The 22,987-nt window shown below is 45.5% G+C and carries 19 protein-coding genes and 1 pseudogene; 1 reads left to right on the forward strand and 19 read right to left on the reverse strand.

Translation table 11 applies throughout. The annotated features are described in order from the left end of the window. The first annotated feature begins 915 nt into the window (after window positions 1-915). The gene (locus U4956_RS05650) at window positions 916-2,460 is read left to right on the forward strand and encodes a transposase (protein WP_323089585.1); all 1,545 of its coding nucleotides are present in this window, start codon (window positions 916-918) and stop codon (window positions 2,458-2,460) included. A 162-nt stretch (window positions 2,461-2,622) separates the two neighbouring features. On the opposite strand, the gene U4956_RS05655 is transcribed toward U4956_RS05650, so the two are convergent. From U4956_RS05655 to U4956_RS05745, 19 genes and pseudogenes are all read right to left on the reverse strand, one after another. Continuing rightward, complete coding sequence (locus tag U4956_RS05655; protein WP_323091457.1) at window positions 2,623-2,925, reverse strand: helix-turn-helix transcriptional regulator; 303 nt, start codon at window positions 2,923-2,925, stop codon at window positions 2,623-2,625. A 5-nt stretch (window positions 2,926-2,930) separates the two neighbouring features. Then, window positions 2,931-3,275 (reverse strand): type II toxin-antitoxin system RelE/ParE family toxin, encoded by a 345-nt coding sequence (locus U4956_RS05660; protein ID WP_323089586.1) that lies wholly within the window; start codon window positions 3,273-3,275, stop codon window positions 2,931-2,933. Between the two features lie 853 nt (window positions 3,276-4,128). Next, complete coding sequence (guaA, locus tag U4956_RS05665) at window positions 4,129-5,670, reverse strand: glutamine-hydrolyzing GMP synthase (protein ID WP_323089587.1); 1,542 nt, start codon at window positions 5,668-5,670, stop codon at window positions 4,129-4,131. 105 nt (window positions 5,671-5,775) lie between these two features. Further along, entirely contained in the window at window positions 5,776-6,363 is a 588-nt protein-coding gene (locus tag U4956_RS05670) for a GNAT family N-acetyltransferase (protein ID WP_323089588.1), read from the reverse strand. After that, window positions 6,363-7,364 carry a tRNA (adenosine(37)-N6)-threonylcarbamoyltransferase complex transferase subunit TsaD gene (gene tsaD / locus U4956_RS05675; protein WP_323089589.1) on the reverse strand — a complete coding sequence of 334 codons (1,002 nt, stop codon included), beginning with the start codon at window positions 7,362-7,364 and terminating at the stop codon, window positions 6,363-6,365. The genes U4956_RS05670 and tsaD overlap by 1 nt, the downstream gene beginning before the upstream one ends. A gap of 27 nt (window positions 7,365-7,391) precedes the next feature. Continuing rightward, window positions 7,392-7,811, reverse strand: coding sequence for a ribosomal protein S18-alanine N-acetyltransferase (rimI, locus tag U4956_RS05680; protein WP_323089590.1), 420 nt, complete (start codon window positions 7,809-7,811; stop codon window positions 7,392-7,394). An 8-nt stretch (window positions 7,812-7,819) separates the two neighbouring features. Further along, window positions 7,820-8,416 carry a tRNA (adenosine(37)-N6)-threonylcarbamoyltransferase complex dimerization subunit type 1 TsaB gene (gene tsaB / locus U4956_RS05685; RefSeq protein WP_323089591.1) on the reverse strand — a complete coding sequence of 199 codons (597 nt, stop codon included), beginning with the start codon at window positions 8,414-8,416 and terminating at the stop codon, window positions 7,820-7,822. 6 nt (window positions 8,417-8,422) lie between these two features. Beyond that, window positions 8,423-8,872 (reverse strand): tRNA (adenosine(37)-N6)-threonylcarbamoyltransferase complex ATPase subunit type 1 TsaE, encoded by a 450-nt coding sequence (tsaE, locus tag U4956_RS05690; RefSeq protein WP_323089592.1) that lies wholly within the window; start codon window positions 8,870-8,872, stop codon window positions 8,423-8,425. A gap of 89 nt (window positions 8,873-8,961) precedes the next feature. After that, window positions 8,962-10,461, reverse strand: coding sequence for a replication-associated recombination protein A (locus U4956_RS05695; RefSeq protein WP_416347408.1), 1,500 nt, complete (start codon window positions 10,459-10,461; stop codon window positions 8,962-8,964). Window positions 10,462-10,562: 101 nt separating this feature from the next. Beyond that, a complete protein-coding gene (locus U4956_RS05700) occupies window positions 10,563-11,744 on the reverse strand; it encodes a hypothetical protein (RefSeq protein WP_323089593.1) in 1,182 nt (393 codons plus the stop codon). Continuing rightward, window positions 11,744-12,526 carry a TPM domain-containing protein gene (locus tag U4956_RS05705; RefSeq protein ID WP_323089594.1) on the reverse strand — a complete coding sequence of 261 codons (783 nt, stop codon included), beginning with the start codon at window positions 12,524-12,526 and terminating at the stop codon, window positions 11,744-11,746. Before U4956_RS05705 ends, U4956_RS05700 begins: the two co-directional genes overlap by 1 nt. A 1,124-nt stretch (window positions 12,527-13,650) precedes the next feature. Then, a pseudogene (locus U4956_RS14395) lies at window positions 13,651-14,226 on the reverse strand (hypothetical protein); the annotation flags it as partial. 651 nt (window positions 14,227-14,877) lie between these two features. Continuing rightward, complete coding sequence (locus U4956_RS05715) at window positions 14,878-15,498, reverse strand: hypothetical protein (RefSeq protein ID WP_323089596.1); 621 nt, start codon at window positions 15,496-15,498, stop codon at window positions 14,878-14,880. Window positions 15,499-16,169: 671 nt separating this feature from the next. Next, the gene (locus U4956_RS05720; RefSeq protein WP_323089597.1) at window positions 16,170-17,870 is read right to left on the reverse strand and encodes a M3 family oligoendopeptidase; all 1,701 of its coding nucleotides are present in this window, start codon (window positions 17,868-17,870) and stop codon (window positions 16,170-16,172) included. Between the two features lie 772 nt (window positions 17,871-18,642). After that, a complete protein-coding gene (locus U4956_RS05725; RefSeq protein ID WP_323089598.1) occupies window positions 18,643-18,843 on the reverse strand; it encodes a hypothetical protein in 201 nt (66 codons plus the stop codon). Further along, entirely contained in the window at window positions 18,840-19,817 is a 978-nt protein-coding gene (locus tag U4956_RS05730) for an oligopeptide/dipeptide ABC transporter ATP-binding protein (RefSeq protein WP_323089599.1), read from the reverse strand. The genes U4956_RS05725 and U4956_RS05730 overlap by 4 nt, the downstream gene beginning before the upstream one ends. Before the next feature lie 14 nt (window positions 19,818-19,831). Continuing rightward, window positions 19,832-20,902 (reverse strand): ABC transporter ATP-binding protein, encoded by a 1,071-nt coding sequence (locus U4956_RS05735; protein ID WP_323089600.1) that lies wholly within the window; start codon window positions 20,900-20,902, stop codon window positions 19,832-19,834. Window positions 20,903-20,911: 9 nt separating this feature from the next. Next, on the reverse strand, window positions 20,912-21,859 hold the full coding sequence (gene opp4C / locus U4956_RS05740; RefSeq protein WP_323089601.1) for an oligopeptide ABC transporter permease: 948 nt from the start codon (window positions 21,857-21,859) through the stop codon (window positions 20,912-20,914). 20 nt (window positions 21,860-21,879) lie between these two features. Beyond that, window positions 21,880-22,866, reverse strand: a complete 987-nt coding sequence (locus U4956_RS05745; RefSeq protein ID WP_323089602.1) for an ABC transporter permease — start codon at window positions 22,864-22,866, stop codon at window positions 21,880-21,882. Window positions 22,867-22,987: the final 121 nt, after the last annotated feature.

Raw genomic sequence — 22,987 nt, forward strand, 5'->3', positions numbered from 1 at the left:
AAGAATTAGGGGTGAAAGAACACGATCGCTAATTTTTTCGGTTACAATTATAACCAAACTTTGAATGTGGTTCTTGTAGGTAAAAGTGGACGTTTAACTTTAATAACACTCTATATAAAGTTGTTATAGAGATCTTTTATTTTGCTGTAAATGAAGTGTCAGGGGTCGGTTACAATTTTCTGAAAAGTTCAGGAATTCCATACAAGTTCAGATAGCTATATCTTCATATATCCGACTGCGGTGGTTCTTGAGCGATGTTTGTTCCGGATATTTTGTTTCATTACTTTGAAAGTTTTCATAACAATCTACTTGATGAATAATTGATTGATTTCTATATCAACAACCGTTATCAGAAGATTGAAAATTTTTCATGATCGTTTGAAAGCAGTACCTTGGAACAAGCATCGCTCAAGATCCACTGCGGTCTCTGTACTTTTCTTCTAGCAGAAGATCTTCCAGCATTAATCAAGATCCGCCATAGCCGCAGAAAAGCTCTTGTATCTCGTGGTATCAAGATCTTTGGTGATTCTTTTTGCCTCTTCCATAGCTTCAATAACCTACAGCTTATACCGGGGAACGACTACGCCAAACGATAGTCCGCGGCGCATAATAAATTGTCTAAGGAACCTATTCACTCCAACAAAAACAATCATAATTAAGAAATGCCCTTGATAAGGCTTTGATGTTCCTCGTTAGCTTTCTTGACGACTCTCATAAATTCGAAACACCTTTAGGTGTCATGGATTTTATATTCACCATTTTTCGTTTTTCCTACATTCAGAAGCGAAAGATGGTATTTTTTATTTGAATAAATATTAACTTTTTATTAAGTGTTGGATTGAGCGTTGAAAACTTAACACTTTTCTGCAGGCTCCTGCCGATCAGAAAAACGACTTTTAGAAAGGAGCAGTCGAGATGTTAACCGTTTCTAGTACTCACCAGGATTTTTTACAGGATCTGAATGGCCGGATAGCCATCATGCGCTCTTCGCAAATTGACAGGCTTAACGATCTGTCATACGCCATGGCTTTAGGTAAGGTCACTCTGCTTAATCTGGATCCAGTTATAGATGTGATTTCTCACCTGTATTCCTCCAGAGGGCGACCTGCTGCCGATCCACGGATGCTTATTCGTTCTCTGGTTCTTATGTATCACTTCCAGGAAACCAGTATTCAGTTATGGCATGACCGCCTTGAGTACGACTTTTTACTCCGGGTACTTTGCGGCATCAGTGGACGCAACCCAGCAGTCGGGACCTATTATTCCTTAATGGATCGACTTTATCTGTGGGATATTTCTGTGAACATCCTTCCCGCAGGAAAGAATAATAAGCCTAAGAAAGCTAAAAAGCCAAAAGGCAAGCCGGGACGAAAGCCAAAAAACTCTGCCAGTCCTCCAGATTCTGATATTGATCAGTCCGGGACACCAAATCCAACCAGAAAGGGAGAAAAAATGAACCTGAATCCTCCCGGGGCGACAACCTCCCTGGCGATTCAGGCTCAAATGGGCGAGATTGACCCAGAAAGGTCTATCAGGATTCTTCAAGCTCTCTTTAAAGAAATTGCGGTGGAACCATCTATCGCAATGGGCCTGATCGATCCGGGTAATCTCATTCTTTCGGGTGATGGAACCGCTGTCTATGTTCACGCAAACAACAGAGGTCATCATCTATTAGAATACACTGGAACCGAAAAATTTGATACCCTTCGTCGTTATTCTGATCCTGATGCCAGTATTGGTTTTGACAGTGATAAGGGAGATTACTATTTTGGCTTTACAGGCTATTTTAACGTTGTTCATAACTCCGATAAAAATATTGATCTGCCAATCCACTTTATGATCGAATCTGCCAGAGAACACGATTCAACCATTTCGATTAAAGCAATAAACCAGGTCAGGCACTTATATCCGAACATAAACATTACTCATCTCTGTCTGGACAGCGCCAGTGATAATGAAGCGACTTTTCAGCTGTGCGAAAACTGGTCTATCAATCCCGTTATCGACCTCAATAAAAGAAGAGGAAAAGGAACCGAAAAAGGCAGCGTAACCATTTCCTCTACCGGCAAGCCAATATGCAAATCAGGCGAAGAGATGTACTGTACTGGTTTTGACAAAACACATAATGCCTATAAATATCGCTGTCCGTATGTTATGAAGCGAATTCCGGAGTGCTCCCATCGTGACGAATGTTCAAAAGGTACCTATGGCCTCTCCGTCTACCTGAAGTGTAACAGTGCCAGAGAAAGGGCTATGCAGAAGCATGGAACCAAAGAGTGGAAGACAGTTTATAACAATCGGACAAGCTGTGAGCGAGTCAACAATCGTTGTCTGAATGATTACGGTCTCCATAAAACGAAAACACGTACTCAGCGCCGGATATCATTTGTAACCTTTCTTGTATGTGTAAACATTCATACAGATGCCTGGTTAAAAGAGGAAAAGGCAGCTAATAATTAGTGTAAAAAAACAAACTAGTATTCCTACTTTTTTTAGTGCGGCCTTTTTTTCAGATCGACTGAAACTGGCTTCTCAAAACTTTCTTTGAGAAAGGCAAAACTAATAAAAGCCGCTTAGCTAATATTTTATTAATAATTAGTTAATAATTTATTCAGATTTCTCCTAGAATTTATGAGAGTGCTCTTTCTTGTTTGGAATAAGCTCAATTTTAAGTGTTGCATCTAATGCCACCGCCAAGCGATTCAGCAAAGCAATACTTGGATTTCGCACTCCATTCTCCAATCGACTGATATCCGCTTGACTGATCCCCGTTTTCTCAGCCAGTTTTCTCTGAGTCAATCCTGCTTCTTTTCTCGCTTTAATCAAAGCCATAGTGATGTCTCTTTCCGGCTGAAGCGCTTCATATTCTTTCCGGAATTCAGGATCCTGCATAAATTCATTTGTTAAATCATCTAAGTCGCCCATTTTCACTATCCCTTTCTTTTTAAATAGATTTTTCTTCTTCGCTTTGCCAGCTCTATTTCACTGACAGGCGTTTTCCGTTGTTTCTTTATAAATCCGTTAGTGGCAATAATTATCTCATCACCATCAAAAAAGTATAAAATCCTAATCGTATTCTTTTCTGAGATAGATCGAAGTTCAAAAATTCCATTCCCTAAGTATTTACTTAATGGAGCTCTTGCTTCATTACCCAATATTTCTAATCTGTGAAGATCAGATACTACTTTTGCTTTTGTTTTTGCATCTAAGGTTCGAATAAAATCTCCAACAGGCTTACGTCCATCATCATTTCGAAAAAGAATTATACTAAACAATCTTCTCTCCCTATATGCTATATATAGCATATATTATCCAGGTTCTTTTTCCAATACTTTGCTAATCAAAAATCAGCTTCCAGTAGTTCTTTGAAGCCTTGGTATTCTTCGGCGCACTCAAAAGCAGCGCTTTTACACATTGTATGATTTCTCATTTTTGACCGATGTCTTTAAAATCTCCCTGAGCACTTATCTATGCTGTCTTTAAGGAAGCTTTCTAAGTCAGCATAATTCTGGGTATTGGACTCACAACCAACTCTTCACTTCTATATACGCAGTTTTCAAAAGACGTTTCTGTAACTTTGCAATTTTGAGCAGTTTTTTGAAAAATATAGCTGACTCATCTTCCATTACTGCGCGAACCTTAATTAGAATCACGAAGAGAAACAGCTGTTTTATCGATATGTAAAACGATATATGACTTAAACTCCCAGGAAAGTTGTACCTACAAGATTAATCAATATTAATAAGTGCTTTTCATAAAGTTGATAAACCAAATTTAGCTGCTAAACTACACTTCTCTTTGTAGTTATAAATATAACTGCATAAAAACTCCTGGATCCAATGTGAAAATAACTGTTTTTGTTTTTAGAAAAGCGTTTTTTATTGCCTTTTAATCGGATAGGTATACTTAGGATGGGAGTTTAGGATGTGAGATAAAATTGTTTGCCGGTTTTAAGTTAAATATCAAAGGTTTCAACCGATCAAATAAACCGTGTTGGATAAAATCATAAGACCAGATTACCTGGTATCTTTATAAGATAATCTTTCTAAGATTTTAATATCACGAGCTACTTTCCAAACAAAAAAATCCGCCTTATCTAGAGCGGATTTTTTTGCTTAGTTATTGATTCTATTCGAATTCGATTGTTCCTGGCGGCTTGGAAGTAATATCGTAGAGTACGCGGTTCACGTGTGGAACTTCGTTGATGATGCGATCCGATACACGGCCTAATACATCCCATGGAATGCGGGCCCAGTCAGCGGTCATGCCGTCAATGGAAGTAACAGCCCGAATGGCAACAGCATAGTCATACGTACGCTGATCGCCCATGACGCCAACAGAGCGCATGTTGGTTAATGCTGTAAAGTATTGCCAGATATCACCTTCCAGACCAGCTTTGGCAATTTCTTCACGCAGGATGGCATCGGATTCACGGACAATTTCCAGTTTTTCATCCGTGATTTCACCGATAATGCGGATACCCAGTCCTGGTCCTGGGAATGGCTGTCTCCAGACCATTTCGTGTGGCAGACCCAATTCTTCACCAAGGGCGCGAACTTCGTCTTTGAACAGAGTATTCAGAGGTTCGATAAGCTGGAAGCCCATGTCTTTGGGCAGACCGCCTACATTGTGGTGGGATTTAATGGTTTGCGCGGAGTTAGTTCCGGATTCGATGACGTCGGTATACAGAGTGCCCTGGGCAAGCCATTTTACGTCTTTATCCTTAAGGAGTTTTTTGACTTCGTCATCGAAGGTATATACGAATTCACCACCGATGATTTTCCGTTTCTTTTCTGGATCGCTTACCCCTGCCAGTTTATCCAAAAAGCGGTCTTTGGCATCGATCCGGATCAGGTTGATGTTCATGTTTTTGCCAAAGGTTTCCATGACTGATTCACTTTCACCTTTACGCAACAGACCATGGTCAATGAACATGGCGACTAACTGATCCCCGATCGCTTCATGAAGCAGGGCGGCAACAACGGAAGAGTCAACACCACCGGAAAGACCAAGCAGAACAGTATCATCGCCGACTTTTTCCTTGATCAGTTTCTTCTGGGTTTCAATAAAGTCATGCATCGTCCAGTTTGCCTGGGCATTGCAGATGTTGAAGACAAAGTTTTTCAGAATCTCATTTCCATATTCGGAATGACGGACTTCTGGATGGAACTGTAAGCCGAAAATATGGCTTTCTGTATTTTCGATGGCGGCATAAGGGCAAGTTGAGCTCTTGGCAATAACATCGAAATGCGGCGGCAGTTCACTGACCTGGTCGCCATGGGACATCCAGACGGTTTCTTTTTCTGGAAGATTTGCGAAGAGCTTGTTTTCTTTCACGATCTCGATTTCTGTCCGGCCATATTCTTTCAGATCACTGGCTTTGACATGACCGCCTAAGGCAAGGGTAAGCATCTGCATGCCATAGCAGATACCCAGAATTGGAATTCCGGATGTATAAATAGCCGGATCGCATTTTGGAGCGTTTTCTTCGTAGGCTGAGTTTGGACCGCCGGAGAAAATGATGCCTTTCACATCCTGAAGGGCAAGAATTTCTTCGAGGGTCATTGTGCCGGGATGAAGTTCGGAGTATACACCGAATTCGCGAATCCGTCTGGCGATCAGCTGGTTATACTGAGAGCCAAAGTCTAAAACGACAATCTTATCTGGCATAGTCTGACCTCACTTTTCTATCTTTCACTTCTAGCTTTTGCCTTATCTTATCGAACTTTCGTCCCTGAAGAACAAAACTCGAGATTTTCAGGCTTTTTTGATGATTCATTCTGTTTCATTGAAGCATTTTAACTGGTTTTCGTCGGATTCCATCCGCTGCTCAAATTCAGCGCGGATATCTTCCAGAGAAAGTCTTTGCGGATGGTCAAAACTGTTAATCTGTTTTTCCATCCACGCAACATCATACCACTGACCATTCTTGTAACCAGCTTTGGGCAGCAGGCCAAACTGCCTGAAACCATAGCTTTTCTGGTAGGCCAGACTGTGAGCATTGCTTGCCGTCGTACAGCTGATCAGGCGGACAATGCCCATCGCTTTACAGATGGCTTCCAGATTCTCATAAAGTGCTTTGGCCAGACCATGATGGCAGCCTTTCGCAAAGTAGATGGTCAGTTCCGCATCAAACTGATAGGACTCCTTGCCTAAAAAGGCATGCGCATAGCCAAAACCAATGACCTGACCTTCGTATTCAGCCACCAGATAGGGATAGGCACTGGCAATCGCCTGCTGGTCTGCCTCAAACTGACTGTATTCCGGATTGGACCAGGCAAGATTGGCGGCGGAGTGCTGGATATAGGTGCAAAGAATCGTATAGATTGCTGGCAGATCGGCCGGGGTCATAAAACGAATCATTACTGCAGCTCCAGACCAGCATCCGCACTCAGAGATTCATCCGCTCTCCGGCCATGTTCATAGGCAATTTCACCAGCAATGGCAATCATAGCGGCATTGTCGGTGCAGCAGCTCATCGGCGGGACATTGAAATCAATATCAGGATGCTGGGCTGCCAGTTCTTTCACTTTTTCACGCAGGCGGCTGTTGGCCGAGACACCGCCGCCGACAATCATCTGTTTGATTTCTGGATAATCAGCAATGGCTTTGCGCACTCTGGTAAAGATTTCTTCCAGGGCAGTTTCCTGGAAGCTGGCGGCTAAATCTTCCATCTTCCATGGTTCGTTGTTTCTTTCCATGCGTTTTACAAACTGGAGAACACCGGATTTCAGGCCGGAGAAAGAGAAATCATATTCACCAGGTGCTTTGGGACGCGGAAGTTTATAGATTGGTTTTCCCTGTTTAGCCAGCTTGTCAATTTTCGGGCCGCCTGGATAACCAAGGTTGAGCACGCGCGCGACTTTGTCATAGGCTTCGCCAATCGCATCGTCCTGAGTTTCTCCCAGAATTTCAAAGCTGTTTTCGTCTTTCATATAAATCAGCTCCGAGTTGCCCCCGCTGACCAGCAGGCCTAAAAGCGGAAACTGGAGGGTTGTATCCAGTTTATTGGCATAAATATGGCCAGCCAGGTGATTGACCCCAACAAACGGTTTATCAAAAAGCATCGCCAGCGTTTTCGCTGCCTGAACACCAACATGCAGACAGCCAATCAGTCCAGGACCTTGCGTAACGGAAATCAGGTCAATATCCTCCCAGCTCAGGCCGGATTCTTTGATCGCCTGATCAATGACCACCGAAATATTTTCAACATGAAGCCGGCTTGCCACTTCCGGAACGACGCCGCCAAATTGAACGTGGGTGTCAATCTGGCTGGAGACGACGCTGGACAGGACTTCTTTCTGGTCTTTGACAACGGCTGCAGCCGTTTCATCACAGCTGCTTTCAATCGCAAATACAATCATAGTTTCACCTTACTCTAAGTTAGATTTCTAGATTCCTAAGCCCATGACAAGGGCATCTTCGCCATCGGAATAATAGTGCTTGCTGCGATGGATCTCTGTAAAGCCATGGTTTTCATACAGCGTTTTTGCCGGAGTATTGGAAACCCGGACTTCCAGGGTAAACAGCTCGCAGCCCGCCTCCATTGCTTGTCTGATTGCTTCTTCAAGCAGCAAGCTGCCTTGATGTTGACGGCGAAACGCCGGATCCACCGCAATACTGGCAAGCTGGGCCTGTTCAAACAGGATCCAGAAAATCGCATAGCCGATAATCCGGCCTTCTTCTTCCAGTACGATGGCATGAGAATAGGGATTCTTGTCGAGTTCATATTCAAAGGAATCCCGGCTCCAGGCTTCTTTAAAGCTGGCCGTTTCAAGGCGGCAGATGGCGTCCAGATCCGCAGTATTCATCGGGCGGATCATACTTTGTAGCTGTCGCTTTCTTTCATATAGCGCGGAATGAGTCCATGCACATTTTCAACCGTTTCTGCCACGGGCAGCAGCAGCCGGATGTTTTCGACAAAGTCAGATGGACTGGCCTGTTTGTCGATCAGCCAGCCTTCGCCATATAATTCGCCGGGATTGTCTTTTAAAAAGCATTCAACCTGTTCTAAAGGCAGAATGCCCATCCAGGTCGGTTTTCCATTTTCAAGATGAGCCGCATAGACGCGGCCTCCCCTTGCATCCAGAATGACATTGGCCAATGGCGCTGCTCCGGCATAAAGCTGGAAAGTCGAAAGGGTTTTGACTTGAATATCAGCCTGGGTGCCAAGCAGTTTGGCGGTAGTCATCGCGATCCGCAGCCCAGTATAGGAACCCGGGCCATCAGTAATGATGACTTCATCCAAATCTTTCAGTTTCCAGCCAGTTTCACCAAGCAATCGTTTCAGTTCGACAAATAACGACTCACTCTGGCGTTTAAAGGCCTCTTCCACCAGGCTGGCTTTCACCTGGCCATCCTCCAAGAGAATGATCACCAGTTGTTTCCATGAAGTATCGAGCATCAAGCTTTTCATAGGTTTTTACTTCCATCCTTCTAACAGACTGGCACTTTTTGGTCCAGTGGCATTCATTTCTACCTCACGGGACGTTTCGCCAGTTTCTTTCAATGAAATCGAAATATGATCCGCTGGGATCTGTTCAGCAATATAGTCTGCCCATTCCACAACGCAAAGGCCTTCTTCGAAACATTCTTCAAAGCCAAGATCCTGATGGGCCCCTTCCAGACGATAGGCATCCATATGATAAAGCGGACTGCCATCTTCGGTCTTATACGATTTCATGATGGTAAAAGTTGGAGAGTTGATGGTTCGTTTGACGCCCAGAGCCTTGCCAAAAAAGCGGGTCCAGGCGGTTTTTCCGGCACCAAGATCACCATCGAGGGTAATGGTCATCGTCTGTCCTTTCAGACGACGCGCCATCTCGTTGGCGAAGGTTTCCGTATCGGAAAGTGAATTCAGATTCAGTTTCATAATATTTTCCTTATATTCAGGATATTCAGATATCCAGATACCCAGAGATCTGATATCCAGCTCAGACTCATTTTAAGATCCGTTTTGGATTACTTTTTTGTTGCTTCCAAATCTTTTGCAGACGGCAATGAAGCAGCAGGATCTGACTTTGGATCAGATGAAGCAGGATTTGCCTGCATTGGCGGCTGTTGTGCCCGATGTCTGGCCTTGAGCTTGTCCTGATGGATCATGGTTTTGATCTGCTGGATCTGTTCAAGCCGCTTGCCAACCTTAGCTTCACTTCCCTGAGTGGTTGGCTTGTAATAAACATGGTTCTTTAATTTAGGCGGCAGGCATTCCATATCCGTCATATGCAGCGGATAGTCATGCGAATACTCATATCCTTCACCATAGCCAAGATCAGCCATCATGTCTGTTGGCGCATTGCAGATGTGAAGCGGAACAGGTTCTTCCAGGGTTTCTTTGGCATCATCACGGGCGGCAAAGTAGGCTGTTTCCAGGGCATTGCTTTTCGGAGCCAGGGCCAGGTAAGTAATGGCATGGGTCAGATGGACGCTGCATTCCGGCATGCCCAGATACATGCAGGCCTGATAGGCTGCAATGCAGATTTCCAGTGCCCTCGAATCGGCCATACCGACATCTTCGCTGGCCATGCGCACCATCCGGCGAGCGATGTAAAGGGGATCTTCTCCACCCTCCAACATCCGGGCCAGCCAGTAAATACAGGCCTGCACATCAGAATTGCGCATGGATTTATGTAAAGCCGAGATCATATCATAATGAGCATCGCCTTTTTTATCGTACAGCAGCGTTCTTTTGCCCAGAACCTGCTTGATGATCTCTTCATCGACGTGCACTCCATGGATATCATCCGGTGAATTGGTGATGATCATCTCCAGCGTATTCAATGCCAGTCTGGCGTCGCCATGGGCAAAATGAGCAACCGCATAAATCTGCTCTTCGCTCATGTCGATGTTTTTTTCGCCATAGCCCTGCGGTGCATGAAGCGCCTGGAGGAGCAGTTTTTCAATTTCTTCTGTCGTCAGCGATTTCAAAACGAAAACTTTGCAGCGGGAAAGCAGGGCGGAGTTGACTTCAAAGCTTGGATTTTCAGTGGTTGCGCCAATCAGGACAATGCTTCCCTTTTCTACATAAGGAAGAAAAGCGTCCTGCTGCGCTTTATTGAAGCGGTGAATCTCATCGATAAACACAATGGTGCGCTCGCCTTTTTTGCGCGTCATCTCTGCCTGACTCATGACCGCCTTGATTTCCTTGATCCCGGACTGCACGGCCGAAAAATTAATAAAGCGGCTATGGGTGTGGGCAGCGATAATTGAAGCCAGCGTGGTCTTGCCCACCCCTGGCGGTCCCCAGAAAATCATCGAAGGAATCGTATCTTTTTCGATCATATTCCATAACAAAGACCCTGGCGAAATCAGATGGGATTGTCCATAGTAGTCTTCCAGACTTTGCGGACGCATCCGATCAGCCAGCGGGCGAAGCATATTGCTGCGCTGTTCGCGCTCTTGTTTTTCCTGTTGCTCAAGTTCATCTTCTTCGAAAAGATCAAATAACGAATTCTGCTTCATAGTCTTCCTATTATACAACAGCCAATTGTCCGGATGCATTTGCCAGAATCATCCCTTTACAGGACTCAAAAAAACCGCAGATTTCATACTCTGCGGTCTTCTTAATCAACCATCATAACCAAAGCAATTGTCAGGGCAATGAGGATTACGCTAAAAGTCAAAAACCAGCGTAAGAAAAATCGATTGCGTTTATGCTTATCCACCGGAATATTGCCGACAACTTTTCCAGTCTGCCCATTGATCGCAATCAGCTTATCCTCGTCATTGTCATAATCCATAAACAAAAGATAGGCCGGAAGCAGGGCGTAAGTGGACTGGATATCGGACGGTCTTAGATTGGAGGAAGTCAGATGAAGCCCCTGATAGCCGGTCATCGTTGACATCATCGCACTTTGAAAGGAATTCTCTGCCCGTCCTTTGGAAAACTCGGCCGTCTGGCTTGCATCCCGGTCGTAGCGCTGAGCCATATAGCCGGGAAGATAGCCGGAGTTGTAGGGCACCAGGCGGGAGTAGTCGAAAGGCTCAATGGAGTCCATGGCATCTTTTGGTGTCTTGGTCGTCGCAATGACTGGCACCTTATGGTATTTCTGATTGCCCGCGCGCAGGATGTCATAGACATAGTGATTGGTGACAATCCACTCTCCATACGGAATGGTCGTTGTATGTTCCCCGCTGGCATGAAGTTCTCCTGTCATGTTGACATCAAACAGCCAGAACGGCAGATAGATCGCCTTAATCTTTTCGATGACATTGGCCTTGGAATATTCAGGCGGATAAAATGGCTTATCTTTGATGTAGTTTTCGTAAATCTCTTCAATCTTCTTTTTATCGACCGTAAATGGAATCACCTTATCCGGCTTGAACTGTCCTTTGATCTGGGTATCAATGACCATTGGCGTGCCGCAGAAAACGCAGGCTGTGGCCACCGTATCTTTATCTGTTACAACCTCAGCTCCGCAATGGGGACAGCTGTATACCACCAGATCTTCCTGAATTTCCGTCGAATCATCCGTGGCCTTCGCAAAACCGGCTTCACTGGCTTTACGTGGCTCTTCCATATCGGTGTAAAGAAGATCCGAAGCTGGTTTCTGACCAGCATCATGGTTATGGTTATGATCATGGTTATGGTTATGATCATGGTCATGATGATGATCAGCTGAAATATCAGATTGGGTTTCATATTCACTCAGATCATACGTGCTTCCGCAGAAGTCACATTTGAGTTTCTCAATGGAGGGTTCATAGTGAAGTTCGCCTCCACAGTTACGGCATTTATATTCCATCAGAAATGACCTCCACTTCCGGTGTGACCTACCGATCCGCCGCCGCTAAAGCCGCCGCCTCCATGACCACCAGAGGTTGGTTTCGGTTTGCGCACCCGAGTCTGATAGGTGCGAATCAGTCGGTCATCCCGCGCCACCAGGTTCAGTCCATCCTGATAGGCATCAGCCCGCACACTGACTTTCTTGTCACGGTGCTTTCCAACCCGGCTCATGGTCATGATCCCTGCAATCAGCAGCGCCCCCACCAGGGACATGCCCGTCCCCAAAGCCAGAATGCCTTTATTGACGATCAGCCTGGTCAACGGCCCATAAGCATTGGTTTTAATTTTGAATGTTTTGTCCACCTTGTTCAAAAAAGTTCTGGCTGACTGGCCAAATTCACCATCCGCCAGATCATCATAAGCCGCTTCGGCAATTGAATCCGTCTTGGACTGGCTGAAATAGCTGCGTTCTTGATCCCCATAGGCATCCACCCAGTACGATCTGTCTGCCATATTAATCATGTAGCCGATATAGCCTTCGGGATAGTGCTGGGTTCCATACTCTTCAATGACATCCCGGGCATAATTATCGGAAAAGCCAGGCTCATAATCCGTCAGGATAAAGACATTGGTATCAAAGTCCTGTGAAATCCGGGCGGCAAATTCTTCTAATTCCTGTATTTCCTGATCCGTAAATAATGACGCCTTGTCATCTACATGCGAACTGGCCGCATGCACCGGCATCTGGATCATCAGCACCATGGCGCAGATGATCATAAGGTATTTCCAGAATTGTTTCATAGTAACCTCGTCAGGGACAGATCCAGGATTTCTTGCGCAAAGCATCCGATCTGTCTGATTCGTAAATTCATTATATCCAAACCCACTTCAACTTTTGAAATATCTTCTTCATTCCAACCTTACATCTTCATCGTCAGTAAAAGTCTTTTTGAGATTCGATGCTTTTATCGCCTTTTCGATATCCTTTTTGCACCCAGCAAAACAGAACAAATCTTCCAATCTGCCTTATTTCCAAAGAAACTTCATGGCTTGGCGGCCACATGCCAAAATGAGAACAGTGAATGGATAAGCGTTGTTTTCAAAGCAAAAAGGCAGACCCCCCAAAGGAGATCTGCCGTAGGCAGTTTTCGATGAATCAAATCTTTACAGGATTCAACCTGAAACCACGCCTGCTTCAGACCTTAAGCTTCGTCTCTTGGCCAGAAGACCAGGTTCTGGGGAACATAGTCGTAGTAAACGTTGATCGTATCCGAATGGCAGACATAGTAGTAGTTGCCAATCTTTTCATATTTTGGAACGCCGCGTTCAACATCCATGAACCATTCAAAGTCCATCATGCGAGTTACGGAAGACTTCAGATAGTGGGTATGTTTATCCACATGGCCATTCATGAAGTTATCCATGGAAGGACCGGTCGTCAGTTCTTCATAAGCATTGTTTGGATCCTCACTGAAGGTATAGCTGATGGCTTCACCATTGAAGAATCCATTGGTCAGGTTGCCGGCAGCAGCCTGGATTTTCTGTTTTCCAGATCCAGTTCTGAAGTACAGAGCACTGCCCTGTGGACGGGTATCCGTAATGGCAGAAGCTTTCTGCAGTTTTTTACGACGCGGCTGGAAGATCAGAATTTGACCTTCCCCAACACCGGAGGTTTCGACGGTATCATTTCCGACTGGAGAGTAGCCAACCAGGCGGCCATTCTGGAACAGGTAGTAGCGGTTTTCGAACTCGGAATACAGAGCGTTCACAAGATCAGCCAGAATCATCCCCTGCTCATGCAGACCGGTTAAATCACGGCTGTTGGCCGCCCCAGTGCGCATGGTGGATTCAAACGTATTCATCGTATTGGTAATTTCATTGACCAGGCTTTCAGGGGGACAGTTGACGGAAACGCCATACCAGCCGACCCCTTCCAGATTCCAGCCCAGCGTTCCAAGCGTATTGTTTTCGGTTACATCGGATGTGTAGTTATGGGATCCAGTTGCGGCATTTGGATTGTACTGACGATAAATTGGAACACCGTTTCCTTCGTTGGAATACCAGCCTACTTTTTCGTAAATCCAGCCCAGCGCCTGCAGACCGTCCCGTTCGTCCGCATCGGTGGTGTAATGGTGATCCCCCGCATTTGGATTGTACAGACGATACACTGGAGTCTGGCTGGTAGAAGGTGCATACCAGGCAATCCCTTCAAATTCCCAGCCAAGCGTCTTCAGTCCATTGCGTTCTTCAACGTCTGCAGTATAGAAATGCTCACCGGAGTTTCGGTTATATAATCGATACATCGTGATGGCATCTTTTTGGACCACCTGGCCAGAATCCGGTTCCGTCCGGTCTACCACGCTGACTTCATTTTCGCTTAAGGCAGTTTCTTCGACTTCCGGCGCTTTTACATCAAAAGACTGCTCATCGGCCATCACAGGAACTGTAAGCATCATAGACATCGCACTGGTTAAGGCGATTGGTGCAAATTTTGTCTTCATAAATTTTCCTCTCAATCAACAGACTGCTTATCCAGGGACACTCTTCTGAAATGGACTTTTCTTTTGAATACAGAAAAGGAAAAGAAGTGGATAAGCGCAGTTCTCGCTTGAGAACAGACCATCTGCCAAGAAATATCTGAATGCCCCGCTTTGGTGGGCTGATCCAGGCAGGACAGATGGATACGATCGGTATACAGGAGGTTTTAAATCTTTCAGGCATCGAACAAAACCAGAAGCCAAGTTCAAAGCCATAAAAAAGATCCATATCCTTATAGCCCGTTATTTATCCGTTATATTAATATAGATTAAGGGATTCAAGAGGAAAATCAACCGCTATCCAGAAAATGAATTGGTTTTTTCAGTTTGCAGCCGGGATTGAAAACTCTATTCAACTCTTTCATCTTTTGTCGAGATCTCTTTAGTTTTGTATCCTTAAGTCCAATTTCCCCACGCTATGCACATTTCTTATCTCTGCCTTCTGCCTGGGTCTGGATTTCTTTTTTTATAAAAAACCGCTAACAGATTTGACAGTCTGTTAACGATTAAAAGCATGATCCATCCATTCTATCCGGAAACTTTCAGAATCGAAAAGCAGAATTGAAAGGTGGACGTAAACGCACGTCTGGCAAGATAAATGGGAAGAAAACGATCTTAGAGCAGATCATGGATAACTTTGCGGGCATTCATTGTTGCAAAATCAAGAGTGTTGATTTTTGCGACTTTCTTGCCTAAATGGCGGGTAATATCCTGAAGACGATAGCCAACCTGAGGAGTGAGCAGAATCTTGTCATAACAGGAGAGGCAGATCTTGTCGAGCTGGGAAAAGGCTGCGGATTCGACCTTGGCAAGACTGCCATTTTCTTCAAGAATTTTCTGCATCATCTGAGCAAACAACCCCGAAGTGATGCCCGATGTGCATACCAGCAACACACGCTTGCATCCGGTGATGACTTGTTCAAGATCGTTGGTCGTTTTGAATTTTGCTTTTACAACACCCATAAAGGAAAGGGCCGCCTGGAACGTATCATCCGGATCCACTGGTTCCATATGCAAGTAAAAGTTGTTCTCGCCAGTCCGGGTATCCTCCACGCTCAGCTCCAGAATCCCGGTTTTCTTATAATCATAAAAATTTGCTGCAGCCAGATGAGATTCGGTATGAATCACAATCGAATTCTTGTCCACCTCTGCACCTTCAAAATTTGCAAGATAGCAATATACGCATCTCAGATAAGGATTAATCATCCATTCCGGGTATTTAATCTTGACATTCATCGTCAGCCCTCCTTTCCCTGGACTCTATCTTTACGCTTTTCTTCTGCGCTATACCTTTATGCTTTCTTTATTTTTCAATTTCAGTATAGAGAATCCAGAAGACTCCTGCAGAGCAAAAAACCATGTTTTTTGTGATACCGATTTCCTTTTTTGCCTGATAAGATTTGAAAGTGGTTTCCTTCATCCGGCCTCTTTTTTACGGTTCATGGATTGAATACACCAAATTGGCATTTCAGCTTTGCAGAGTATCTATTTGTTTTCTAAGCAGGCAAAAGTACGTGCTATTTATCCGGCTTCTTTTCGCTTATAGCCCTCTAAATCGTTGATGCATCCACTGAACCTGTGATGTGAATTTTCTGCCAGCAAGATTTCGGCTTTTTCCCCCTCTCATTCAATCTGTGATCCTAATCTGTGATCTTATAGAAAAACAGTCCATTTCCTTTCCGGCTTTTGGAAAAGAAATGGACTGTTTCTGGCTTTTGCAGGTTTTGGATGGTATTTAAATCTATACGAATTATCTTTTTATCTGTCATCCTGCTTATCTGCATCCTGCCGATCTTCCCCATTTTCGGATGTTTTTTAAACCTTTGAACCGCAAGAGAACCGGAACGCGTGATACGTCCCGGCTGAATTGGAAATCATTAGAAACCGTCAGATTAAAAACTAAAGGATCAGTAGCTGGACGCATCGTGGCCATCAAACCACTTCTGGACTTCTTCCATGGTTTCACCCAGGCAGCCTTCTTCAAAGGGAACTTTGAGGTTAGCCAGTTCGATCAGACCACGGAATGGCAGGGTACCGCCAGCCGCGCAGACTTTCTTGTAGTCTTCAAATGCTTCTGGATCTTCTTTCTGCATACGGGTCCAGAACTGTAAAGCGGCAACCTGGGCCAGTGTGTAATCGATGTAATAAAACGGATTGAGGAAGATGTGGAGCTGACGCATCCACCAGCCGCCACGCTCTAAGAAATCGATTTCTTCGTAGTCTTTCTGGGGAAGGTACTGTTTTTCCAGTCTTCTCCAGCAAGCCATGCGCTCATCCGGTGTCCAGTCCGGGTTTTCATAGACTTCATGCTGGAAATGGTCAACCAGAACGCCATAGGGCAGGAATTTCACACAGCCGCTTAAATGAGAGAAGTAGTATTTATCAGTGTCTTCTTCAAAGATGCTCTTCATCCAGGGCCAGGTGAAGAATTCCATAGACATGGAATCAATCTCGGCACTTTCCATCGTTGGCCAGGCCAGTTCAGGCGGGAAAATGTCTTTACTGGACCAGTACTGGAAGGCATGGCCGGCTTCATGGGTCAGGGTTTCCACATCATGGCTCGTACCATTGCTGTTGGCGAAGATGAACGGACGCTTATAGTCTGCTAAAGATGTGCAATAGCCGCCGGCTGCTTTGCCGGGTTTGGCATTGAGATCCATCAGTTCATCATCCACCATGGCCTGGAAGAACTCTCCCGTTTGTGGGGAGAGTTCTTTATACATATTCAGTGCTTTATTAACCAGTTTTTGGTCATGGTATTTTGGTCTTGGATTGCCGGATTCAAATTCAACCTTTTCATCCCAGACGGGCAGAGTGTTTCCATCATAGCCAAGACGTTCAGCCTGTTTTTTGTACAGGTCCATGCAGACAGGCACAACATCTTTCAGAATATTCTTACGATAAACTTCAACATCATCCTTGTTATAGTCCAGACGCATCATGCGTAAGTAGCCAAGCGGAATATAGTTTTCAAAACCTTTCTTTTTGGCCATGCGGGTTCTGATCTTGACAAGTTTATCGTAAATTTCGCCGAGCTCTTTTTCGTGCTCCGCAAACCATCCCCAATACGCTTTGTGGGCTCTTTTGCGCACTTCCCGGTCCTTGTCATTCATTTTGTCTTCCAGACCGGCAAGGGTATAGGTTTTGCCGTCGAATTCAATCTGGGCCGAAGCGACCAGTTTCTGATAGTCACTGGCATATTTGTTTTCTTCCTGGATGTCTTCAATGATTTCAGGAGAAATAACCTGAAGTGCAAATTCGTTGGTGGTAAAGAACGTTTCGGGAACATCCTTGCGAAGCTGTTCTACAAATGGGGAGTCAAAAATCGCCTTAATGATCTGGTTTTGAGCATGGCCGACGACGGGGTTGATTTCATTGAAGTAATCATCTTCTTTTGTATAAAAGTCGTCACGGGTATCGATGGTATGGCGGATGCTGGCGATATTCTGCTGTGTTCCGTAATGGCTGCCTAAAGTTTCGTAATCCACAAACGCCTGATAGAAATCCTCGTAATCTTTGGCGTTTTTCAGGCGGGATTCAATCTCGGCAAGTTCATTCAGCAAGGCATCTCGATCTGGGTGCTTATACTCCATTTCTGCAAATTTCATGTGAGTCTCTCCCTTTCAATTTCTGGGCTGGCCTGCCAACAAAGAAAATCCCCCTGTCCAGGCATTCTGTAAAACTGTTCCTGGAAAGAGGTGATTTGTCTGGATCGATCCGACCATTGTTTTCTGATTTCAATATCCATTCAATCAATCGGCTCTTTTATACTTTTGATTTTTGTTCCATTTGTTTTTCGTTTTTTTATCTACCCTGGACAGAAGAGTAAAAATATACTGATCACAAAAAATGAACGAACCAATTCACTCATGGTCGTTCTGACTCTCTGTCCATTTACAGGCAGGATCGATCCTCTTCACTTTCAGACATTGTCTTCAAATGCAGGCTACAAGTCCATGCATCGTGAACAGTATACAACCTTATCGCGCCTTTTTTCTCTTTTCTGTCTTTAATTTCAGAAAAACATTTCTTCTTCTCCCATAGATTCGGCTCATTTTTCAAAGATCTGAAAAGTCTGTCTGTCTTTTAAAATGATCGACCGGTTCTTTTCTACATGGCTCTGTTTGTTTCTTCTGTCTTCATTTGGAGGCTGCATTCTTTTCTGGTCTGCTCTCTATCTTCAATCTATCTTCAATCTGCCTTAAACCTACCTTCAATCGATGTCTGGTCTGTGCCGGCTTTCTTGCCTGGTGTTTGCTTCAGACTTTGAGAGTTGTCTTTCTGCTCTGTGATTCTTTGGGTACAAAAAAACCGATCATGCGACCGGCTTTTCGTTTCCTCGAATTCTGATTTTCATCAGATTGACTTTGTTTTGCTGGATTAATGGCCCCAGACCATGAGGATCAGGGCAATCACAGCGGTAAAGAACAACATGACCAGCAGCGCGGTTTTTCCAATGGTCGCCCAGGCAGCGGCACACAGAGCTTTGAAATCGTCTTTTTCCAGCACATCCACTTTATACGGCTGGACTTTCTTGACGGTCTTTACAGAGTCTGTGATGGATGTGAACCGATCGCTCAAAATTCACCTGCAAAGTGGCACTGAACGAAATGGCGAGGTTTGATCTCTTTGACTTCAGGCACCTCTTCGCGGCAGATATCTTTCGCGAATGGGCAGCGCGGGTGGAATTTGCATCCTTTTGGCGTATTGACGTTGGATGGAATTTCACCTTCAATCAGTTTCATTTCCGAACGTTTATCTGGATCCGGAACTGGGATTGCGCTCATCAGTGCACGGGTATAGGGGTGCTGCGGGTTGTTATAGATTTCATCTTTGTCGCCCAGTTCGACCATGCTGCCAAGGTACATGACACCGACACGGTCGGAGATATGCTTAACAACCGAAAGGTCATGGGAAATGAAGATGTAGGAGATGTTCTTTTCATGCTGCATATCCATCATCAGGTTGATGATCTGCGACTGGATGGAAACGTCCAGTGCAGATACAGGTTCATCACAGATGATGAAGGATGGGTTTAAGGCCAGACTGCGGGCGATACCGATACGCTGTCTCTGTCCACCAGAGAACTGGTGTGGGAAACGGTAGCAGTAGTAGCTTGGCAGACCGCATTTTTCCATCAGGTCTTTTACATAAGCTTCCAGTTCCGGCCCGCGCTGGAACTTGCCATGGGCAAGCAGCGGTTCAGCCAGAATGTTGAAGACGTTCATTCGCGGATTCAGCGAGGAATATGGATCCTGGAAGATGAACTGCATTTCTTCACGCAGCTTACGCATTTCTTTTTTATTCAGTTTGGCAATGTCCTGCCCTTTGAACAGAACTTCACCATCCGTTGGTTCATACAGTCGGATAATGGTTCGTCCAAGGGTGGATTTTCCACATCCGGATTCGCCAACCAGGCCTAAGGTTTCCCCTTCGTATAAGTCTAAGGAAATTCCATCGACTGCTTTTACGCAGGGTTTGCCAGGTTTGAGTTTCCCCTTGCCAAGAGGGAAATATTTTTTGACGTTGTTGACTTCAAGAATTTTTTCAGCCATTGATTTTCTCCCTCCTAAGCCAGATCTTTTTCGACGGACTGACGGGCAGCGTCAGCTTCCGCAATCGTTGACTCATAGTCCCCTTTGGCCTGATCTTCATACAACCAGCACGATACGGTGTGGCCATTGCCAAGATGAACCAGCGGTGGCTGGCCTTGCAGGCATTTTTCCTGACACTTGGTGCAGCGATCTGCAAAATAGCAGCCTTTTGGCAGATAAACAGGGTTTGGAACCGTACCTTCAATGACATTCAGTCTGGCTCCATCTTCTGTCGAAAGCGATGGCATGGAAGCCATCAGACCGGTTGTATATGGATGTTTCGGATTTTTGAACAGTTCATGTACTGCCGCACTTTCAACGACTTTACCGGCATACATAACGTTAACCCAGTCAGCGACCTGCGCTACGACACCAAGGTCGTGGGTGATCAGCATGATTGAAGTTCCGGTATCGTCCTTCAGCTCGTTCATCAGCTTTAAGATCTGTGCCTGAATGGTTACATCCAGCGCCGTTGTCGGCTCATCGGCGATGAGCAGTTTCGGGTTGCAGGACAGCGCCATGGCAATCATGACACGCTGGCACATTCCACCGGAAAGCTGGAATGGATAGTTGTTGACTACCTGATCCGGACGGGCAATTCCAACTTTTTTAAGCAGTTCAACCGTACGGCTCTTGATTTCGTCATCGCTGACGTTTTCATGAATCCGGATGTTTTCCGCAATCTGATCCCCAACTGTATAGACTGGGTTTAATGCAGTCATCGGCTCCTGGAAGATCATGGAAATTTCGTTACCACGCACTTCCCGAAGCTTATCATCATCCGCTTTGGAAAGATCCACATTGTAGCCGTTGCCGGTATAGAGGATCTTGGAATCAGGCATGATTTCACCTGGTTCAGCCACCAGGCCAAGAATCGACATGGCAGTTACCGATTTTCCGCAGCCAGACTCGCCAACGATGGCGAGGGTTTCTTTTTCATACATAGAGAAATGGTTGCCGTCAACCGCTTTGGAATCTCCCTTTTTGGTGTGGAAGTAAACCTTCAAGGTATCGACATCCAGAATTTTTTGTCTCTGCTCGCTCATACTGACCTCCTATTGAATCTCTTTCGGGTCAAAGGCGTCGCGCAGACCTTCACCCACCAGGTTGATGGATACTACAGTTAAAAGACACATGATACCAGCAGGTACCCATTGCCATGGGTAGTTCTGGAAAGCCTGGGCATTCTGACCCAGGTTCATCAAAGAACCCCAGGATGGCTGCGGCGGCATAATTCCCATACCTAAGTAGGAAAGACCTGCTTCGGTCAGAATTGCCCCTGCCATCTGCAGCGTGGCGTTAACAATAACCAGCGAAATAACGTTTGGCATCAGGTGTTTGAAAATTTTGGATGAATCGGAGAAGCCTAACGCTTCGCAGGCCTGCATGAACTCCTGTTCACGCAAAGTCAGGATCTGTCCACGAACCAGGCGGGCAAGACCCGGCCAGGAAAGAACACCGATCAGCATCGCTACGGTATACATTTTCTGCTCTGTCGGTACCCACAACATGGTCGCAGCAACCGCGATAATCATTGGCGTAAAAGGCAGAGAGTAAACAATTTCCGAAAAACGCATCAGCAGGTTGTCTACGATACCGCCATAGAATCCGGCGATGCCGCCCACCAGACAGCCTAAGACAACCGTCAGGACAGCCGCCAGAACGCCAACCAGAATCGAAATTCGTCCGCCAAGCATCAGTCGATACAGGCAATCACGCCCCTGGCCATCCGTGCCCAGCCAATGAGCACCTGAAGGCGGCTGGTTCATGATCGAAGTGTCATAGTGGTTAATATCGATTCCCATAAAAATCGGGACAAAGATGACAAGCAGCACGATAATGCCAAAGATAATCAGACCGGCCATGGCAACCCGGTTTGCCCGGAACTTGCGCCAGGCAATCATCCATGGGCCGACGGCGTCGATCTTCTCGTCGGCTTTTTTCTCATCAATGGCCTGTTGCTGCCACTTGTTGCGAGGTTCGGATATATTTTCTAAGCTCATTTTCTTTCCTCTCCTCTCGTTTAACCGTCGACCTTAACACGTGGATCGACGATGGAATAGCAGATATCCGATAACAGGTTGCCCAGAATCATCAGCACAGCTGAGAAGACCAGGCAGGCCGTTGTCAAAGAGTTGTCACGCTGGTTGATGGCGTTGATCAAAACACGGCCAATGCCCGGCCAGACGAAGACACTCTCCAGAATCGTTGCGCCGGAGAACAGCGATGGAATATACAGACCCAGCAGCGTAACCAGCGGGATCTGCGCATTTTTAAAGGCGTGTTTGTAAATAACCGTCTTTTCTTTCAGACCTTTTGCTCTTGCCGTGCGGACATAATCCTGGTTGATGACTTCAACCATGGAGTTGCGCACGTAGCGCGAGAAGGTGGCAAAGTTGGAGAAGGTTAAAACGATGGTTGGCAGCAGCATATGGGCCATGACATCGAGAATCTCCTGCATCGTACCGCCCGGATATCCAAAGTTTGCGTAAACCGAGTCACGCATGCCGCTGAATGGAATCCAGCTGACTTTCATGCCGACAAAATAAATCAGCACCATTCCGAAAAAGAATGTCGGTACGGAAATGCCCAGCAGTGAAAAGACCGTCCAGAAGTTATCAGTGAACGTGCCTTTCTTTACGGCCTGGCGGATGCCCACTGGGATCGCAAGCGCCAGGCCCAGAACCATCGAGACGATGTTCAGCAAAAATGAGTTCCATACATAGGTGCCGATCACCTCGCCAACTGGCTTTTTCAGCGTGAACGAAGTTCCCAAGTCACCAGTCAGCAGCCGGCCCATCCAGAAGACGTACTGTTCCGGAACGGATTTATCCAGTCCCAGCTTTTCACGCGCGCGCTGTTTTACTTCTTGTGTAGCTTTAGTTCCCGGTCCGAGATAGGCAGTAACCTCATCTCCAGGCATTGACTTAACAACACCAAAGATCACCATGGTAATGATCAGCAGCACCGGGATTGAGGTCAGTAAACGTTTTAAAATGTACTTTAACATACACACTCCCCTTTTCCCTTGGAACGTTTGTTTAAAATCTCTGTAATTATAACAAAGAGATTTCCATGAATGAAATGTGGCATGAAACTTTTTTCAGCATCCGGTGAATATTTTCATCCGT

Source organism: Allobaculum sp. JKK-2023 (genome assembly GCF_034745455.1).
GTDB lineage: Bacteria > Bacillota_I > Bacilli_A > Erysipelotrichales > Erysipelotrichaceae > Allobaculum.

Bases quoted from the DNA above. Each gene is read 5' to 3' on its own strand.
- tsaE (WP_323089592.1), bottom strand. From the start codon at position 8,872: ATGAAACTGAATCTGAATTCACTTTCCGATACGGAAACCTTCGCCAAC.
- tsaB (WP_323089591.1), bottom strand. From the start codon at position 8,416: ATGAAAAGCTTGATGCTCGATACTTCATGGAAACAACTGGTGATCATT.
- U4956_RS05720 (WP_323089597.1), bottom strand. From the start codon at position 17,870: ATGAAATTTGCAGAAATGGAGTATAAGCACCCAGATCGAGATGCCTTG.
- U4956_RS05705 (WP_323089594.1), bottom strand. From the start codon at position 12,526: ATGAAACAATTCTGGAAATACCTTATGATCATCTGCGCCATGGTGCTG.
- U4956_RS05695 (WP_416347408.1), bottom strand. From the start codon at position 10,461: ATGAAGCAGAATTCGTTATTTGATCTTTTCGAAGAAGATGAACTTGAG.
- rimI (WP_323089590.1), bottom strand. From the start codon at position 7,811: ATGAATACTGCGGATCTGGACGCCATCTGCCGCCTTGAAACGGCCAGC.
- U4956_RS05655 (WP_323091457.1), bottom strand. From the start codon at position 2,925: ATGGGCGACTTAGATGATTTAACAAATGAATTTATGCAGGATCCTGAA.
- tsaD (WP_323089589.1), bottom strand. From the start codon at position 7,364: ATGATTGTATTTGCGATTGAAAGCAGCTGTGATGAAACGGCTGCAGCC.
- opp4C (WP_323089601.1), bottom strand. From the start codon at position 21,859: ATGAGCTTAGAAAATATATCCGAACCTCGCAACAAGTGGCAGCAACAG.
- U4956_RS05670 (WP_323089588.1), bottom strand. From the start codon at position 6,363: ATGATTCGTTTTATGACCCCGGCCGATCTGCCAGCAATCTATACGATT.
- U4956_RS05735 (WP_323089600.1), bottom strand. From the start codon at position 20,902: ATGAGCGAGCAGAGACAAAAAATTCTGGATGTCGATACCTTGAAGGTT.
- guaA (WP_323089587.1), bottom strand. From the start codon at position 5,670: ATGCCAGATAAGATTGTCGTTTTAGACTTTGGCTCTCAGTATAACCAG.
- U4956_RS05650 (WP_323089585.1), top strand. From the start codon at position 916: ATGTTAACCGTTTCTAGTACTCACCAGGATTTTTTACAGGATCTGAAT.
- U4956_RS05700 (WP_323089593.1), bottom strand. From the start codon at position 11,744: ATGGAATATAAATGCCGTAACTGTGGAGGCGAACTTCACTATGAACCC.
- U4956_RS05730 (WP_323089599.1), bottom strand. From the start codon at position 19,817: ATGGCTGAAAAAATTCTTGAAGTCAACAACGTCAAAAAATATTTCCCT.
- U4956_RS05715 (WP_323089596.1), bottom strand. From the start codon at position 15,498: ATGAATGTCAAGATTAAATACCCGGAATGGATGATTAATCCTTATCTG.
- U4956_RS05745 (WP_323089602.1), bottom strand. From the start codon at position 22,866: ATGTTAAAGTACATTTTAAAACGTTTACTGACCTCAATCCCGGTGCTG.